The 18081-nt window shown below is 59.5% G+C and carries 12 protein-coding genes; 7 read left to right on the top strand and 5 right to left on the bottom strand.

Annotated features, from left to right (window positions below; translation table 11 throughout):
- Positions 1-8: 8 nt before the first annotated feature.
- On the top strand, positions 9-902 hold the full coding sequence (locus tag Q1A52_RS11390) for a TIM barrel protein (RefSeq protein WP_300015094.1): 894 nt from the start codon (positions 9-11) through the stop codon (positions 900-902).
- Between the two features lie 12 nt (positions 903-914).
- Positions 915-2048 (top strand): Gfo/Idh/MocA family oxidoreductase, encoded by a 1134-nt coding sequence (locus Q1A52_RS11385; protein WP_300015092.1) that lies wholly within the window; start codon positions 915-917, stop codon positions 2046-2048.
- 229 nt (positions 2049-2277) lie between these two features.
- Here Q1A52_RS11385 and Q1A52_RS11380 read toward each other — a convergent pair whose 3' ends face one another.
- Positions 2278-3066 carry a thioesterase family protein gene (locus Q1A52_RS11380; protein ID WP_300015090.1) on the bottom strand — a complete coding sequence of 263 codons (789 nt, stop codon included), beginning with the start codon at positions 3064-3066 and terminating at the stop codon, positions 2278-2280.
- Positions 3067-3317: 251 nt separating this feature from the next.
- Positions 3318-4316 carry a LacI family DNA-binding transcriptional regulator gene (locus Q1A52_RS11375; RefSeq protein WP_300015088.1) on the bottom strand — a complete coding sequence of 333 codons (999 nt, stop codon included), beginning with the start codon at positions 4314-4316 and terminating at the stop codon, positions 3318-3320.
- 187 nt (positions 4317-4503) lie between these two features.
- On the opposite strand from Q1A52_RS11375, the gene Q1A52_RS11370 reads away from it, so the two are divergent.
- The 3 genes from Q1A52_RS11370 to Q1A52_RS11360 all read left to right on the top strand — a co-directional run bounded on the left by Q1A52_RS11370 (position 4504) and on the right by Q1A52_RS11360 (position 7442).
- Positions 4504-5454, top strand: coding sequence for a sugar ABC transporter substrate-binding protein (locus Q1A52_RS11370; protein WP_300015086.1), 951 nt, complete (start codon positions 4504-4506; stop codon positions 5452-5454).
- 78 nt (positions 5455-5532) lie between these two features.
- Positions 5533-6645 (top strand): ABC transporter permease, encoded by a 1113-nt coding sequence (locus Q1A52_RS11365; RefSeq protein WP_300015084.1) that lies wholly within the window; start codon positions 5533-5535, stop codon positions 6643-6645.
- On the top strand, positions 6645-7442 hold the full coding sequence (locus tag Q1A52_RS11360; protein ID WP_195818310.1) for an ATP-binding cassette domain-containing protein: 798 nt from the start codon (positions 6645-6647) through the stop codon (positions 7440-7442). Before Q1A52_RS11365 ends, Q1A52_RS11360 begins: the two co-directional genes overlap by 1 nt.
- A gap of 21 nt (positions 7443-7463) precedes the next feature.
- Here the strand turns inward: Q1A52_RS11360 and Q1A52_RS11355 are convergent, their stop codons facing one another.
- Positions 7464-8645 carry a phytanoyl-CoA dioxygenase family protein gene (locus tag Q1A52_RS11355; protein ID WP_300015081.1) on the bottom strand — a complete coding sequence of 394 codons (1182 nt, stop codon included), beginning with the start codon at positions 8643-8645 and terminating at the stop codon, positions 7464-7466.
- Positions 8646-8895: 250 nt separating this feature from the next.
- Here Q1A52_RS11355 and Q1A52_RS11350 point away from each other — a divergent pair, with 250 nt between their 5' ends.
- Both Q1A52_RS11350 and Q1A52_RS11345 read left to right on the top strand, forming a co-directional pair.
- Positions 8896-9909: a TAXI family TRAP transporter solute-binding subunit gene (locus tag Q1A52_RS11350; protein ID WP_300015079.1), complete on the top strand. Its 1014-nt coding sequence runs from the start codon at positions 8896-8898 to the stop codon at positions 9907-9909.
- Positions 9910-9981: 72 nt separating this feature from the next.
- Positions 9982-12033 carry a TRAP transporter fused permease subunit gene (locus Q1A52_RS11345; protein WP_300015077.1) on the top strand — a complete coding sequence of 684 codons (2052 nt, stop codon included), beginning with the start codon at positions 9982-9984 and terminating at the stop codon, positions 12031-12033.
- 61 nt (positions 12034-12094) lie between these two features.
- Here the strand turns inward: Q1A52_RS11345 and Q1A52_RS11340 are convergent, their stop codons facing one another.
- Complete coding sequence (locus Q1A52_RS11340) at positions 12095-12643, bottom strand: hypothetical protein (RefSeq protein ID WP_300015075.1); 549 nt, start codon at positions 12641-12643, stop codon at positions 12095-12097.
- A 53-nt stretch (positions 12644-12696) separates the two neighbouring features.
- Positions 12697-17982: an ExeM/NucH family extracellular endonuclease gene (locus Q1A52_RS11335; protein WP_300015073.1), complete on the bottom strand. Its 5286-nt coding sequence runs from the start codon at positions 17980-17982 to the stop codon at positions 12697-12699.
- Positions 17983-18081 lie beyond the last annotated feature (99 nt).

Below are 18081 nucleotides of genomic sequence, written 5' to 3'. Positions count from 1 at the left end.
GGGCTCTCATGACAATACGGATTGGCAATGCGCCCTGCTCCTGGGGTGTGGAGTTTGCAAATGACGCGCGCAACCCGACGTGGCAGTCGGTGCTCAAAGACTGTGCGGAAGCAGGATACAAGGGCATTGAGCTGGGCCCCGTCGGCTTCATGCCGGAAGATCCGTCACAGCTGGGAGAGGCGTTGGCAGAACATGATCTGGAACTGATCGGGGGGGTCGTGTTCCGGCCGTTTCACGATCCGGGGGCCTGGGACGAAGTGATGGACGGCTCGGTGCGCACCTGCAAAGCGCTGGCCGCCCACGGCGCGCAGCATCTGGTGCTGATCGATTCCATTTCGCCACGCCGTGCGCCCACCGCGGGGCGTGCTTCGGAAGCCGAGCAAATGGACAGTGCCGAATGGAACGCATACCGCGACCGCATCGCAACCATCGCGAAGATGGGGGCGGAGGAATATGGGCTGACCGTGGGCATTCACGCCCATGCAGCAGGGTTCATGGATTTCGAACCGGAGTTGGAGCGGCTGCTGGATGAGGTGGATGAAAACATCCTGAAGATCTGCTTTGACACCGGGCACCATTCCTATGCGGGCTTTGACCCTGTGGCCTTCATGAAGCGGCACATCGGGCGAATTTCCTACATGCACTTCAAGGATATCGATCCAGCGGTGAAGGCGGATGTCATCGCCAAGCGCACCGGATTCTATGACGCCTGCGGGCAGGGTATTTTCTGCAACCTCGGCCAAGGGGATGTGGACTTTCCCGCCGTGCGTCAGGTGCTGCTGGACGCTGGCTTTGAAGGGTGGTGCACGGTCGAGCAGGATTGCGACCCGCTGCTTGATCCGGACCCTATGGGCGACGCAAAAGCGAACCGCGAATACCTTGAATCCATTGGCTTTCAGTAAGGAACTTCACCCATGGCAAAACTGAACTGGGGTATGATTGGCGGCGGTGAGGGCAGCCAGATCGGGCCAGCACACCGGCTTGGCGCACAGGCTGACGGGAACTTTGTGCTGGCCGCTGGTGCACTGGATGTGGATGCGGAGAAAGGCCGCGCTTATGCGCAGTCTCTAGGGGTCGCTGCAGACCGGGCCTATGCCGGTTGGCAGGAGATGCTGGACGGTGAAAAGGATCGCACGGATCGGGTCGATCTCGTCACCGTGGCCACGCCCAACAGTACCCATTTCGAGATCACACGCGCGTTTCTGGAAGCGGGCTTCAATGTGCTCTGCGAAAAGCCGATGACCATGACCGTCGAGGAAGGCGAAGAGATCGTGCGCGTGGCCGAGGCGTCGGGCAAGATTTGCGCGGTGAACTACTGCTATTCCGCCTACCCCATGGTGCGCGAGATGCGGCAGATGGTGAAAACGGGCCAGATCGGCAAGGTGCGGCTGGTCGTCGCGAACTTCAGCCACGGGCATCACGGCGATGCGGGCGACGCGGACAATCCGCGGGTGCGCTGGCGGTACGATCCGGCGATGGCGGGCGTGTCCGGGCAGTTCGCGGACTGCGGCATTCACGCGCTGCATATGGCGGGTTTCATTGCTGGGGACGAGGTACGCAGCCTGTCGGCGGATTTCGCCTCGACCATACCCTCGCGGATGCTGGAAGACGATGCGATGGTGAACTTCCGGATGGAGGGCGGCACGGTCGGGCGGCTGTGGACGTCCTCGGTGGCCATCGGACGGCAGCACGGGTTCGACATTCAGGTGTTTGGGGAAACCGGCGGGATGCGGTGGGCCTCCGAGCAGCCCAATCAGGTCTTCTACACGCCGGTCGGCGGGCGCACGCAGATCATGGAGAAGGGCGAAGGCGGGCTGTCGGATGAGGCGACACGCCTCAGCCGGGTGGCCATTGCGCATCCGGAAGGCTTCCCGCTGGCGGTAGCAAACATCTATGTCGATCTCGCCGCAGCAATTCGGGGCGAGACGCGAGACGCCCTGCCGTTCGCAGTCGATGGGCTACGGTCCATGGCGGCGGTCTACGCGGCGGTTGACTCGGCCAAGGCGGATGGCGCTTGGGTCGATGCGCGGCCACCAATTTTGCGGTGATTGACCAGACTTGTAGGGCAGCCTTGCGGGACAAAGCGGACTTTTGCTGTGTTAAAACGAATGGCGGTTTATCTCGGGACGGATCGGATTTGCCTAGCCTCATTACTGTCGGCACACTTGAGAAGTGTTTTCAAGACGCGGTCGTGGCTTGAGACTAGGCGAAGCAGCGCCTTTGGACAGTTATTCGCAGTCAGATAAAGGCGAGATCGGGCGTTCTGACACAGAGCTATCACCCAAAGATCATCACACTTTGGGTGCTGAAGGCCAGTGGCAAACCCGCATGTGACCAGACCCGCTCATTCAGGTAATGCGCCCCATCAATGCCAACTTCGCCATAGCTTGACATGATGATCCCTTGAGCAAGATCAAAGGTTTTTGCACAGCGTAGAAAATGCATGTTCCAGACAACAGTAGAGAGCGGGTGGTATTCGCTGAGTTGCTGAGCCGGTGTCGGAGGACAGGCATCCATAAGGCAGACGAGATGTGCCAAACCCCTGCCTGAAGGTGGTTCTTTGAACGAAATGCCAACCAGATGCTCACGATCGGTCGAGCCGCTATAGAGCGGCGCGCCCTTGTAAAACCGATAGTCAAAATTCGCTTCAAACCGGGGATTTAGCCCCACTGCCAGCCGCTGTTCTGGTATCGCGATGTCGTTTGGTCGCAGCGGTGCAGTTTCGGCAGCAATTTCGATTGCAGAGTTGACCGTTCCGGCAAAAACGGCGACGGCATGAGCCCGCAACTCACCATCTTGCTTTGCTCTCACGGAGTATTGCTCGAGCGTCTTACCACGCCGCAAGACCTCCACTTCTATCTCAATCTCTGACTCAACCTTTACTGGGGCACAAAACGTGACAGAGAAGGAGATCATATTCCTTTCCGGTGAGTGTCGCTGCATAACTAAATGGCACATAACAGCCGCAGTAGCCCCTCCAAAAGCGGTTCGACCTTGTCCCCATTCTGCTCCGATGATGTAGCTATTTTTTCCGTTGGTCGGGCTTAGCAACTTATTGATGGACACTGTTATGACCTCACGATTTGGACTTCAGGCGGGAAATTGAGCTGTCAGTGATATGTGTGGCCGTCAACATCCTGATAACACGTTGAAATTGTCATGGAGCGGTATTGTCCGATAGGAAGCATTTGAACCCGATCAAACCAACCAGACTCCGTTTGTTTTAACTCGCTGTTGATTGACCGCAAAAGCCGACATTCATTAATAGCGGAACATCTGTCAACTTTGGGCTCTTGAAGCGGTTATCCGCATAAGAGCTATTTCGCCGGCCTGAGCGTCCCCCGCTCGACAATCGAGCAGGGGAAAATGCGCGCTTCGGGGTAACGGTCCGGCTCGTCGAGCATGGCGACCATGAGTTCAATGGATGACGTGACGATCTGGCGGATCGGCTGATGGATCGTGGTGAGGTTGATGTTTTCCCAGCGGGCCATTTCCATGTCGTTGAGGCCGATGATCCCGATGTCCTCGGGCACGCGCAGCCCGCTATCGGCGATGGCGGAGAGCACACCGATGGAAAGCACATCGTCGCCGCAGAAGTAGGCCTCCGCCGGGTCGGACTTCAGCAGATGCAGCATCTCGCGGCGGCCGGCGTCGAAGGAGTAGGCGTCAGCGAAGCTGTAGCTGGTGGTGAGGCCGCGATGCGCGCCCAGTTCCGAGAAAAACCCGGAATAGCGGTCTTGTGTGGACGTGGCGCGTTCGGGACCGCCCAGGAAAGCGATCTTGCGGTAGCCGCGGGCTACCAGCGTGCGCGCCGCCATGCGCCCGCATTCCACGTTGTCGATGCCCACCACATGCACCTGCGGTGCGCTTGAGTAGCGCCCGAAGCTGTGCACCACCGGTACACCCGCGTCGCGGAAAGCCTTGGAGAACCCCGGCGGCAGGGTGGACGAAGCCACCACCGCACCGTCGACCGAGTATTGCCGCAGCATTCGCACGGAGGCCTGTGGGTCGGTCTCGTCCGTTAGATTCACCAGCAGCGGGCGCAAGCCCCTGTCCTGCAAACCCCGCGTAAAAAGATCGAAGACCTCGAGAAAAATCGGGTTGTGAAAGTTGTTGGAAATCAAACCGATCAGCTTTGTGCGCCCGGTCGTCAAAGAGGACGCCAGCGCATTGGGACTATAGCCCAGATCACGCGCAGCCTTCTCGACCTTGCGACGCATTTTTTCGGAAACCGATGCGCCATCGGTGAAAGTGCGTGACACAGCCGACCGGGACACTCCCGCGCGCTCTGCAACCTCTTTCAATGTGATGGCCATGTCAAATCTGTCCGTTGGTCCTGTATCTGCGCTCTTTTATCTGACGGTTCCGCGACTTGCAGCATGAATCAATGCGTCGCCTTTTGCAACCGGTTGCAAAAATAATGACCTCGTGCTTTAGTTGGAATCGGAGAGGTGACAAAGTCACTCTTTTGCCACGAGAACGGTGAATCCTTGGGAGGAAAACATGACGTCCTTGATGAAGAAACTTGTGCTGGCGACCGCAGTTGTCGCCGCCCCTTTCATGACTGCGCAAACCGCAGCAGCAGAAGGTGAAAAATACATTCTGGTCAGCCACGCGCCCGATAGCGACAGCTGGTGGAACACGATCAAAAACGGCATAGCACTTGCCGGTGAACAGGTCGGCGCGGAAGTCGAATATCGCAACCCGCCCACCGGCGACATTGCCGATATGGCGCGGATCATCGAGCAGGCAGCTGCCAGCCAGCCAGACGGCATTATTACAACGCTGGCCGACTATGACGTTCTGAAAGGACCAATCCGCGCGGCTGTGGATCAGGGCATTGATGTCATCATCATGAACACCGGCACACCGGATCAGGCCCGTGAACTCGGCGCGCTGATGTATGTGGGTCAGCCGGAGTATGATGCAGGCTTCGCCGCAGGACAGCGCGCCGCCGGCGAGGGGGTCACGAACTTTTTGTGCGTGAACCATGCGATCCAACAGCCGACCGTTGGCGAGCGATGCCGTGGATATGCCGATGGTCTGGGCATCGATCTTGGCAGCGCGATGATGGACAGTGGCACCGACCCGTCAGAGATCAAGAACAAAGTCCTGGCCTATCTGTCGGCGAACCCTGATGTGGACGGCATCCTGACACTGGGTCCTGTCTCCGCCGACCCGACCATCGCCGCGTTGAAAGAGAACGGCATGGCCGGTGCGATCCACTTCGGCACCTTTGACCTTGGCGAAGAGATCGTGAAAGGCATCAAGGACGGCACCATCAACTGGGGCATCGACCAGCAGCCCTTCCTGCAGGCCTATATGCCGGTTGTGATCCTGGCCAACTGGGACCGCTACGGGGTGCTGCCCGGCAACAACATCAACTCCGGCCCGGGCTTCGTCACCAAGGACGGTCTGACCAAGGTTGAAGAGTTCGCGGGCGAATTCCGCTGATCCTACTCAACATCCCGGGCGGCCTTCACATCACGACGGCCGCCCTTTCTTTAAACGCTTCAAGCCGAGGGACAGGCGATGGCGGACACCCCGCAGATAGATGAACGCATCAAAGAAATCTCACCGTTACGCCGAGCCCTGATCCGACCTGAACTTGGCGGGATCGTAGGGACCTTCGCGGTTTTTACCTTGTTTGCACTTTTCGCTTTTGACAGCGGCATGTTCAACAGCCAAGGCGTGATGAACTGGTCCATTGTCTCGGCGCAATTCATGATTATCGCGGTGGGCGCCTGCCTGCTGATGATCGCAGGCGAATTTGACCTCTCCGTGGGCTCGATGATCGGTTTTGCGGGCATGATGATCGCCGTTTTCGGCGTCGTGCTGGCCTGGCCGATGTGGATAGCGATCATCATCACTTTCGTGATCTGCTGCGCGCTTGGGGCGCTCAATGGCTGGATTGTGGTACGCACTGGTCTGCCGAGTTTCATCGTCACGTTGGCGTTTCTCTTTATCCTGCGTGGTTTCACCATCTACATCCCGCAAACCATTGAACGCAAAACCATCATTGGCGGCATTCGTGATGCGGCCGAAGGCGACTGGCTCGCCCCGATCTTTGGCGGCAAGATCGGCCAGCCCATCTTTCAGTGGCTGGGCGATATCGGCGTCATCGGTGTGTTCGAGCGCGGCACGCGGGCCGGACAACCGGTGGTCGATGGCATCCCGATGCTGATCGTCTGGGCCATTGTCCTGATCATCTTCGGGCACATCCTGCTCACCCGCACCCGGTTCGGAAACTGGATTTTCGCCTCGGGCGGGGATGCCGAGGCCGCGCGGAACTCCGGCGTGCCTGTCAACAAAGTCAAAATCCTGATGTTCATGTTCACCGCTTTCTGCGCCACCGTTCTGGCCGTCTGTCAGGTGATGGAGTTCGGCTCCGCCGGGGCGGACCGCGGCTTGCTGAAGGAATTCGAAGCGATCATCGCCGTGGTCATCGGCGGCGCCCTGCTGACCGGCGGCTATGGCTCGGTCATCGGGGCCGCCTTGGGCGCGCTGATCTTTGGCGTGGTGCAGCAGGGCCTGTTCTTTGCCGGCGTTGAATCCAGCCTGTTCCGGGTGTTTCTGGGCGTCATCCTGCTCTTTGCGGTGATCCTGAACACCTACATCCGCCGCATCATCACGGGAGAACGCTAATGTCTGCTTCTCAAAACGCGACCCCGCCCATCATCCAGATGAAAGGCATCGAAAAGCACTTTGGCAGTGTGATTGCCCTTGCCGGCGTCTCTGTCGATGTCTTTGCCGGTGAATGCCACTGCCTGCTGGGCGACAATGGTGCGGGCAAATCCACCTTCATCAAGACTATGTCAGGCGTGCACAAACCCACGGCAGGCGAGATCATCTTTGAAGGCAAGCCGCTCGACTTCGCCGACCCGCGCGATGCGATCACCGCCGGGATTGCAACGGTGCACCAGCATCTCGCGATGATCCCGCTGATGTCGGTGAGCCGCAATTTCTTCATGGGCAACGAACCCGTCAAGAAGGTCGCGGGGCTCACGTTCTTTGATCACGACTATGCCAACCGCGTCACCATGGAAGAGATGCGCAAGATGGGCATCAACCTGCGCGGGCCCGATCAGGCGGTGGGCACCCTGTCGGGGGGGGAACGGCAGACCGTGGCAATTGCCCGCGCGGTGCATTTCGGCGCAAAGGTGCTGATCCTCGACGAGCCGACCTCGGCATTGGGAGTGCGCCAAACCTCCAACGTGCTGGCGACCATCGACAAGGTGCGCAAACAGGGTATCGCGGTTGTATTCATCACCCACAATGTGCGCCACGCGCTGGCGGTCGGGGATCGCTTCACCGTGCTGAACCGTGGCAAGACCCTCGGGACGGCAAAGCGCGGCGAAATCACGCCGGAGGAGCTTCAGGATCTGATGGCCGGTGGGCAAGAGTTGGCGCAGTTGGAAGGTAGCCTGGGCGGCACGGTCTGACCGCCGCCCCGTTGTGCCTGATCAAGCCTGCCGTTTGGCGTCCATTGCGTCAATCCTGAGGGCAAAGCTCTCCGCGTCCATTCCTTCCCTCAACGCGCGTGTAAAGAACGCCGCTTGCGTCTCCGGTGCAAGCCCTCCTGTTGGCGGGTCGCTGTCAAGGTTGGTGGGGAATGCATATCCTTCGGCGGTGCAGGCAATAACGGCGGCCAGTTCATCCTCGGACAATCGCCCCTCCGACAACGCCGTCGCAATCATCGGATAGAGATTTTTGCACATCGCACTGCGATCCACCGTTTCCATCGCCCGACCAAAGGCCGAAGAAATTTGCAGCAGGTTTGCCATCCTGTGAATGTCTTTGGTCCTGTTCTCGCCCGCGGCGTGGAACAGCGCCGGGTTAAAGAAGATCGCATCCCCCTTCGACAGTGGGACCTGAACACAATGCTCCTCGAAACAGGTGCGGAACTCCTCCCGTCGAAACGCAACGTAGCCCGGACGATAGGTCTGACTGAACGGTAACAGCTTGGTCGGGCCGCTCTCAACCGGCATGTCACAATGCGCAATACCGCCCTGCAAGGTCAGGGCAGGCGACAACATATGCACATGGGCCGGGTAGGACGCCGCCTGCCCCGTTGTCTGAAACCCAAGGTGATAGTCGCGATGCGCCTCCTGTGCGGTCCCGCCGGGATAGACGACATTAATCTGCGCTGTCATCTGGAAACCGGGCCCAAGCCACGCTTCGCACACAGCGGCCATCGCTGCATTCGCAAAATAACCCAGGTAGGTCTCCGGCGACCGCTCACACAGTTTTTGCAGACTGTTCCAGATCCGATCATTGGCGCCAGCGGCGGCAAAGTGATCCCCACCCCCGCCGCTCACCTGCCTTTCCTCTGCGATGATCTGCTCGTAGAGGGTGGTAGCCTGATCGAGAACCTCCGTCTGCTGATACGCCCCCGACAGCACGAGCACGCCCGGTCCGTCCAGCAGAACCCTAGCCCACTCCTGCAGTAGGCTCCGACGCCCGGCAGGATCATCCAAGACGCCCCGCAGCGCGCGCATGGCGTAGATTGGCACATTTTTTTGAATGCCCATCGCTTGCGGCACATCCGCAGCCTGGGTTTCGCGCTGCACGATCTCGATGAAGTCCGAGAGGTCGCATGCATCAGGATCGTAGTACCCGCTTTCGGCGTCTTTTTGGTCTTTCATGGTTTGGCATCTCCCCGATCCAAGCCTAGCTGTCGGTCTTTTGCCTGTGAAGACATTTGTCGCTTTGGCAGGCCGACCGGTGCGCTTGTAGCGCGCATTGCCAATTCACTCGGACCAAATGGGAAAACGGCATTTGCCTTCCGCAAACTGCCAAAGTAGCGTCTCCGAACTGTCGTTTTGAAAAGGACAATTCAGGACCCGCCCGGCAGAACGCATTGCGGTATCTGAAAAAGAATTGGGAGAAAGAGATATGACAATTTCGCTAGGTACGCTGAAGGGCATGGTGGCTGGTGCGGCCATGGTGGTCGGCCTCGCGTCGATCGCCTCGGCACAGGAGCTGAAGTTCTTTACCATCGGGACCGGTGGCACCGCCTACACCTATTACCCGGTCGGGGGTGTGATCGCCAACGCGATTTCCAAACCTCCGGGATCGCGCGAATGCGATGCGGGCGGGTCTTGCGGTGTCGAGGGGCTGATTGCCTCTGCGGTGTCGTCGCGCGGATCGGTGGACAACGTGAATGCCATCATCTCCGGCCTGCGAAACTCCGGCTTTGCACAATCGGACGTGGCGTACTGGGCATACACCGGCACGGGCACCATGGAGGGCAAGGAGCCTGCAGAAGACCTGCGGACCATTGCCGCGCTCTTTGAAGAGCACATTCACCTCGTCGCGCTGGCCGACAGCGGCATTGAGTCGGTGGCCGACCTGAAAGGTAAACGCGTGTCTTTGGATGAACCGGGATCCGGCACCTATGTCGACGCTAACCTGATCCTCGAAGCCAACGGCCTCGCCCTTGAAGATGTGACTGCCGAAGCCTTGAAGGGCGGTGCCGCGTCGGAAGCGCTGCGCAATGGCAAGATCGATGCCTTCTTTGTGGTCGCGGGCTATCCAACGGGCTCCCTGGTGGAACTCGCCTCCGCCGCAGAGATCAAGCTTGTGCCTATTGACGGCGCAGGCGCGGATGCGCTGGTGGACAAGTACGGCTTTTTCGCCGCCTCAGACATTCCGGAAGGCGCCTATGAAGGCGTCGGCACCACGGCAACCGTCGTCGTGGGTGCACAGTGGTTCACCTCTGCCAAGGAAGATGACGACCTGATCTACGAGATCACCAAGGCGCTGTGGAATGACAATTCCCGCAAATTGCTGGACGTGGGCCACGCCAAGGGCAAGACAATCACCCCTGATACCGCGCTCAACGGTGTCGGCGTTCCGCTGCACGCGGGGGCGGAGCGTTTCTACAAGGAAGTCGGTTTGCTCAAGTAACCTCGACCTGACCAAACAAGGCCCGGATGCAATCATGCGTCCGGGCCTTTTACGCTGTGGCGGGGGACGAAGATGACATCGGATACGCATAAAGAACTGACCGCCGAAGAGCTGGCTGAAATCGAACGCAAGTTCGATCCTGAAACCGCATTTCGGGCAACCGGCCCCGGCTTGGGACTGGTTATTGCCGCCGTGCTCGTTGCGATGTCTGTCTATCATTTCTACGCGTCAGGGTTCGGGCTGATCCGTGAACTCCTGCACCGCGGCATCCACCTGTCGTTCGTGCTGGGCCTCGTCTATCTGCTGTTCGGCTGGCGTAGCGACAAGAGCACGCAAGTTGCCACCCCGGCCTGGTACCGCGTGCAGGGTGTCCCCCTGCTCGATATCGCCTTTGCTGTGCTCGCGGTTGGCGCGGCGCTGTATCTGCCGCTTCTCCCGCCAACCATTGCTGCTGAGCGCGTCGGCAATCCGTCGCAATTCGATGTCTTCATGGGCACCGCTCTGTTGCTTTTGACCTTGGAGGCCACGCGCCGGTCTGTAGGGCCCACCCTGCCGATCATCGCATTGCTCTTCATCATCTTCGCCATCTTTGGTCCCCTAATGCCCGGTGCCCTGAAACACGGCGGCGCCTCTTGGCTGGGGTTGATCAATCACCTCTACATGACCAATCAGGGCATCTACGGGGTCGCCATCGGCGTGATGGCGCAATACGTCTTCCTCTTCATCCTCTTCGGGGTGCTGGCCACGCGGATCGGCCTGGGACAGCTCTTCATTGATCTGGCCATGGTCATTGCCGGGCGCTATTCCGGTGGCCCGGCAAAGGTCGCGATCTTTTCATCTGCTTTCATGGGCACCATTTCCGGGTCTTCGATTGCCAATACGGTGACCACCGGCGCGCTGACCATCCCGGCGATGAAGCGCGTGGGCTATCCTGCGCATTTCTCCGGCGCCGTGGAAGCCACTGCGTCAACCGGTGGGCAGATCACCCCGCCGATCCTCGGAGCGGCGGCCTTTATCATGGTGGAATACCTAGAAATTCCGCTGCGCGACGTGCTGGCCGCCGCGCTTTTCCCCGCGCTGCTGCACTACTTCGGCATCTTCATCATGGTGCACCTCGAAGCCCGGAAACTGGGCCTCAGAGGCCTGCGTGCCGAGGAATTGCCCAAGGCCGCACTTGTCCTGAAACAACACTGGTTGTCGATTATTCCACTCGGAATCCTCGTTTACTTGATTTTATCGGGCAAAACACCGGATTACGCCGCCGTCTATGGCATCATCGCTTGTGTCGTCGTGGGTTTCCTCAATCCGGTCAACCGGCTGACCCTTACAGATCTCTGGAATGCACTGGCGGCCGGCGCCAAGAACACACTGGCCGTCGGGGCGGCCGCCGCCACCGTGGGTGTGGTCGTTGGCGTGGTGACCCTCACTGGTGTCGGCTTCCGGCTTGGCTATGTGGTCGTGCAAACGGCAACAGATATCGGCGCGTTTCTCTCGACGCTCTGGCCGCTGAGCTATTTCGCCATTGAACAGTGGGCACTTTTCGTCTCGCTGATCCTGATTGCGATGTCCTGCATCGTCATGGGCGCGGGCATCCCCACGACAGCCACCTACATCATCCTCGTAGCTGTTGCCGCCCCGGCACTCGCGCAGCTCCAGGTGGAACCATTGGTCGCCCACTTCTTCGTCTTCTACTACGGTGTGCTGGCGGACATTACACCACCGGTCGCGCTTGCCGCCTATGCCGCGGCAGGCATTGCGGGTTCCAACCCTTTCCAGACCGGCAACACCGCCTTTCGGCTGGGGATCGCCAAGGCGCTGGTGCCCTTTGTCTTTGTCTACTCGCCTGCTCTTTTACTCGTGGCCGAAGGTTTCACCTGGGCCGCCTTCACCATCACCCTTATCGGCGCAATGCTGGGGATCGCCAGCCTTGGCGTCGCATTCTCCGGTTTCCTGATGGCCCCTCTCAAACGCTGGGAGCGGTGGTGGGTTGCGCTTGCCTCGTTCCTTTTCATCGCGCCAGGGCTGGTCACCATGGGTATTGGGTTACTTGCCATGGCTCCGATCGTGATGTTGCAAATCTCCCGAAAGCCTGGAGATGCGGGAAGCCCAGGCAAAACCAACTAGGGCCAGCCAAATAGAAACGGTCGAGGATTCCCCTGCCGTGAAAACTCCCGTAATGCAAAAGTCAGCTGCGCCGCCGGCGAAGTCCGACCATCGCCACCACAGCCAGACCCAGCAGAGGCAATGAGGCTGGCAGCGGGATCGGCGCGACATCGGAAAACACTTCCACACCAACGGGAGAGAAAAGCCCATTGTCCTGGGTTTCCTCGAAGAATGAGAAGACAACAGTGGCAGTATCACCGAACAGGTCTGCATCATCGCCCGATAGGGTGTCGAAGATCAGTGTCAGGAAGTCTTCTGTTTCGGTCGCATCCGTGTTGACCGGGTTGATGATCAGAACACTGCTGGCAAGGCTGGCGCTTGCCAGCAGTGTATCCCCGTTGAGGTTGGAAATCAGCAGATCACTGACCAGCGTGCCGCCGATCTGCTCGCCGTTGACGGCGACGTCGATATCGTCGAAATCAAAGTCGATGAACTCGCCGAAGAAACCGGTGGCTGCGTCGCCACCGATCAAGGCATCACCTTCAGCTTTGAAGATCGGAAAGAGGGCTGCCGTGGCCGCCATCGGCGTCAGCAGGAACAGGCCGACAGCAAGAGCTTTGAGAAGTTTCATACATTAAGTCCTTCAAGGGTAGAGGCCACGGCACCAGGCGCCGAGCCAGAAAATTAGGCGATGTCGAAAACATCGTCATTGATAATGTCGATGTCTTCAATATCGCTGATCCCGCGCAGCAGGATCGTGTCGCGGTCTTCGTCCAGCGTGATCAGCAGATTGTCGCGCCCGATGATCCGGGTGGCAGCAATGACCGCGCCATCCAGATCGAGTGTGTCGATACCGGCTTCGAAATCCTGAATCCGCAGGCTGTCGCGCTGCACATCTGTGTCGGTGAAGACAAAGGTATCTGCCTCACCACCACCGCTGACCACATCCAGACGACCGCCGCCCGAAACGATGCGCTCTGCCGCGTCGGTACCAGCCAAACGGTCATTGCCGGAGGTTCCTGCGATCAGCAGATCGGTGTCGCGGTCGAGATCGAGACCGACGATCACCGGGTCATGATCGGACCCGCGCAACGGGCTGTTGCCATCAAAGAGGCCCTGATCCGTCGGGCGTTGGGTATCGGGGCCGGTGAATGTGTCATCAAGGTTGTAGTCGAAGAACACAGGGGTATCGGAGTTGATGTTCCAGGTGGTGGCCCCGGTCACCTGATCCCGCAACCCCTCATTGGCCAGCGCATAGTCGAGCGTGCCAATCTGGCTGCTGAAACGGTAGGAATAGACGTCATCCCCTTCGAATTCGCGGGCGAGGTCGGTGTATCCCGCCGCCTCGAGCACCTGGATCGGTGTTTCGCGCGCATAGGCATTGAGGTCGCCAAGGATCATCACGTCTTCATCGTCGACGCCGGTCGGATTAGTCTCCAGCCAGGCCGAGAGTTCCCGGGCCGCCTCTTCGCGGGTGGCATTGTTGCGCCCGGCCCCGTCGCCCTGATCCAGATCCTCGACGGCCCCTGTGGGCGAGCCTTTGGATTTGAAGTGGTTGACCGACGCGGTAAAGACACCGCCGGTTTCAATCTCCTCAAAGCTCTGCGCCAGCGCCGCCCGGTTGAACGCGTCACCGCCCTGGCCAGCGCCAAGCGGGTCGAGGAACGCATCCGTGTCGAGGATCGCCGCATCCCCCACCAGTTTCGTCGTGGTGGTGTCGTAGATGAAGGCCACCGCGATGGCATCATCGCCCACGAACTCGGTGCCCGGATCAACGAATGACCATACGTCCGACCCGAGGGTGGCATTGATCTCTCCCACCAGCGTCTTGATAGCGAAATCATCCCCGGCAAAGTCGTTCTCGATCTCGATCAGACCGATCACATCGCTGTCCATACCAAGGATGGTCTGCACCAGCTTCTCGGTCTGGCGGGCCAGTTCTTCCGGGTTATCGGCGCCGCGCGGGTCCTCGCCGTTGTCGAGTTGCCCTTCAAGCGTGGTGAAGTAGTTCAGCACGTTCAGGGATCCGATCTTGTAGTCGCTGCCGACGTCTTCCGGCTCGGTCGGGACGGGGTTTGTCTCTTCCTCCAGATCAAACGCCACGCCCTCCGGCAGGCGCAAGCGATATTCGCCGAAATCAAAATCCATGATCGCCGTCAGACCGTCGACGGATTGCCCCATGCGGACCCCATCCACTGGCCCTTCAACAAGGGACCCGTCTGGCAAGGTGATCGGGTCAAAATCGTCCCGCGCACCATTGGTGCCGTCATCAATCAGGATCGAGCGGTTGGCAGCCTCCTCCTGATAAGCGGCGTTGCCGTCGGCATCCGGCGTATTGATCTGGCTGTACTGATAGATGGGACCGTCAGAGGACAATGTCGCCGCACCGAAGTCTTCGTAGTCGAAGCTCTCGGAGAAAGTCAGCGCCTCGTCGATGGTCACGAGCATGTTTTCGTAGGCCTCGCGGTCGTCCAGATCGGGCAAGGCAATCGATTGTGCCAGTGTCATCGGATCAACGGCGGCTGTCTCTTCCACCCGGATCTCCTGTACCTGGATCGTGGTTTTGCCAAAGCGCTCCACCACGGTGCCCAGCACGCGCACCTTGTCGCCATCGGCCACATCGGCCAGCAGATCACCATTGCCCTCATACGCGAAAATGCCTTCTGAGGTCGTCGCGTCACCGTCCTGATCGGCACTCTCCTCCATCAGGAAGAAACCCCCAAGATCGCGGAAGGTGTCGTCATCCCCGTTCTGGAAATCGCCGGTTACGATCGCTTCGATCACCACGGTCTGCCCGACCAGCGCGCTCGCATCCCCATTGCCCTGAACCGTACTGATCAGCGTCGGCGCGTCATCGATGTCGCCCTCACCACCGCCGCCACCACCACCGAGCCCGGTGCCTGCGGTCGGCGTGTTCACTGCCGGATCGTTGCCAAAGCTGAGGATTTCGAAGTCTTCCGCCGTATCGGTATCCACGCCATCGGTCACCCGGCCCACACCGGCGGGCAGAAAACTGCCGTCGGGTCCTACAGCAGGCGCCTCCAAAACGGCCGTATCGGCATCTGAATCGAGAGCCGCAACGGAATCGATCACCACCTCGTCCCCGGTGACTGCGCCACCTTGCAGGCTGGAGGTTTCCACCAGCGCAAAGGTGGTCGAGCTGTTCTCGAAGGCATTGGCGGGGATGGAGATATTGGCCTCCACACCATAGGTCGTTTCTGCGGTCTGATTGGCCAGCAGCAAAAAGCCGTTGTCGCCCAGAACCGTGCCGGGTTCGAAATCGATGCGGAAATCGATGGTACCTTTGGACCCGCCGGTATCGCTTTCAACCGCGATCAAGCTCAGGCCATCCAGAGATGCCCCCGGTGTGCCGAAAAACTCGACATATTCGGAATCCGTGCTGGTGGTGCTTATCAACACTTCGTTGATCACCACGCTCACGTCGGTGCCGCCATCCTCGAACACAGTGTCCTCGCGGAAGTTCAGGTTCTGAATGCGGGTGTCGCCAGGCGCATTTGTGTCTTCCTCGGCAAAGGGCGCGTCGAGATCGTCTAGGTATTCTGCCAGGGCATCCTGCTCCGTTCCGTCATCGGCGAATGTTGCATCGCCGGTCCGTGCGGCATCCTCTGTGGTCAGATCGACGCGGTTCGCGCTCTCGCCCTGCGGGAACGGATAGCCGTCCCCTCCCCCCGCCAGGAAGTTCAGCGTGACGATCCGGAATTCCTGCGTTTCATCACCCACGACCGCGCCGTCCCGCACAAGTTCCGCGATTTGATTACCGTCCTCATCAACGATTTCCGCGTTTACGATGCGGCTGCCAGCGTCGAGGTCGGGATCGAAAGAGAACTCGACACCCGAGACCTGCGGGAAACGGCCCGCGACATCCGGCAACCCGCCAACCCCGTGTTCCAGTACCTCGACCAGCTCCGCCTTGGTCAGGGTCAGCAGGGTGAGCCCATTGTTGAAAGCAAGTGTCGTCTGAATGTCGTTCTGGCTGATCCCGCCTTCAGGTTTCACAACGTTGCCGTCGCCATCGACGATCTCGCCATTCGGCAGGCGTGTCGCCTCGGTGTCCCCTGGCAGCACGAGCGTTTCACCGATGGAGGCCCGGATACCGCCGCCATTCTTGATGGAAACAACCACCGTCTCATCGACGTCCCGTGCTGCGGTCAGATTGGCATCCGCAGTCAAGTTGCCGAGGTTGGTTTCCTGCGTCCGCACGCCGTCCCGGTTACCATCGACACCCGACCGGTTGCCATTGAGGAAGACATCCGATGTGCCGAAGACATTGGACTCCGTTGCAATGATCTGCGCCTCGATCGCATCGGCGATGGCCTGAATTTCAGGATCAACCAGCGCTTCGGCACCGAGATCGGCCACACCCTGGGAATCCGTGGCATAGGCCCCCGAAACCTCCGGGTCGTAAGACCCGGGAATGATGTTCCCCTCCGCGTCGAAATCAAGGACAAGGCGACCGACGTATTTATAGCTGCCATCCGTATTGACCACGGCCGTTTGAGTGCCACCGGCATTCTCGACAAAGATCGGGTAGTCGCCCTGCACACTGTCGCCCTCCCGGGGGCGATCATTTTCGTCGAAGAGGCGGGTATTCGAGCCGCCGGCCACAATCACATCGACATTCTCAAGGCGGGCCGCAAGCTCCTGCTCGATGTTCAGGCGCTGCATATGCGCCAGAAGGATCACCTTGTTCATCGACGGATCAGCCGCCAGCAGCGCATCCACTTCCTGCTGAATCTCTGTAGCAAGCGCGTCAAGCTGCTCCGGTGTTGGATTGTCGTCGAAGTCACCGGGCAGGATGTCCAGATCGCCGGGGCTCGAAATGCGATCCAGCGTGGGTGTCGTGGCCCCGACGACGCCGATTTTTTCACCGCCTGTCTCGAAGACAACCGAGGAGGTCACCGTATTGCCAAGGGCTGCCTCACCGCCTGCCCTCTCCAGCGGCGCAAGGTTTGCATCGGTGGAAAAATCCAGGTTTGTCGAGAGATAGGCAAAATCCGTTCCGCCAAAGTCAGTGCCGAACACATCGCCGGGTGCATCACCTGAGATCAGATCCGCCAGCGTTTCGGTTCCAAAGTCAAACTCGTGGTTACCGAGCGCGATGGCCTGAATGCCCAATTCATTCTGAATCTGGATATCCGCAATGCCAGCGGAGCCAAAGACTGCTTCGGACGCGTCGAAAAAGACGCCCGGAATGATCGCGTCCCCCGAAGACAGGGTCAGCGTATTGTCGGCAACACCATCATCGCCAAGATCCTGAGCGCGCAGAGCATTCAGGACAGCGGAGAGGTTCGGTGCGTCCACAACGGCTCCGGAAGAAGCTTCCTGATCTGCGATATGCAGCAGTTCGAGCGTGAAGACGCCGCCATTACCGTCTGTGGCTTCCAGCCCGTCAACTACGAGGTTGTCGATGCCGAATTCGTCGCGGGAACCGCTGCCGTCAACGTCATCGCCAGACCACCGGAGATAGAATGTTGAGCCTGCCGGCAGGTCCGGCAGCGGCACGGCAATGACAGTGCCGACCACACCGTCTGCGTTCGGCGCGGCGGCACTGGCAAACATATCGAGCGGCGAGAAGGTCAAGCCATCGAGCGAATAGGAAAGGTCAAACGCATTGGCACGTGTCGCGTCATTGTTGACCAGCCGTTCGAAGGTCACGACGACATCGGACAGGTCCGTATCGCCGCTGTTCAGGGTCAGCGTAATGTTGCCGGGCGTGAAATCACTGCCCCCCGGTTGCAGGTAGAGCGCGTTGTCACCGTCACTCCGGTTCAGGGCGTAAAGACCGCCCGTAGATACGCCGCCGTCTGTTTCACCGCGGGACAGATCCGCCACGGAGTTGAAACCCTCGACGGACCAAAGAAGAGAATCCAGCTGGCCCAGCGTCGGGGCCTCATCCAATCCAAGACCGAGAAAAGCGTTGAAATCATTGGCGTAAATTTGGCGGCGCATGGCAAAACCTATCTTTGAAACAAGGAATACAGATGACGGTCAGCAAAGTTTAGCTGCCGGTTTCTGCGCTTACTGGACCCGTGGGTAGGGGGTAGATGT

It is taken from the genome of uncultured Roseobacter sp., assembly GCF_947488185.1.
Taxonomy (GTDB): Bacteria; Pseudomonadota; Alphaproteobacteria; order Rhodobacterales; family Rhodobacteraceae; genus Roseobacter.
This window is presented reverse-complemented; position numbering and strand designations above follow the sequence as displayed.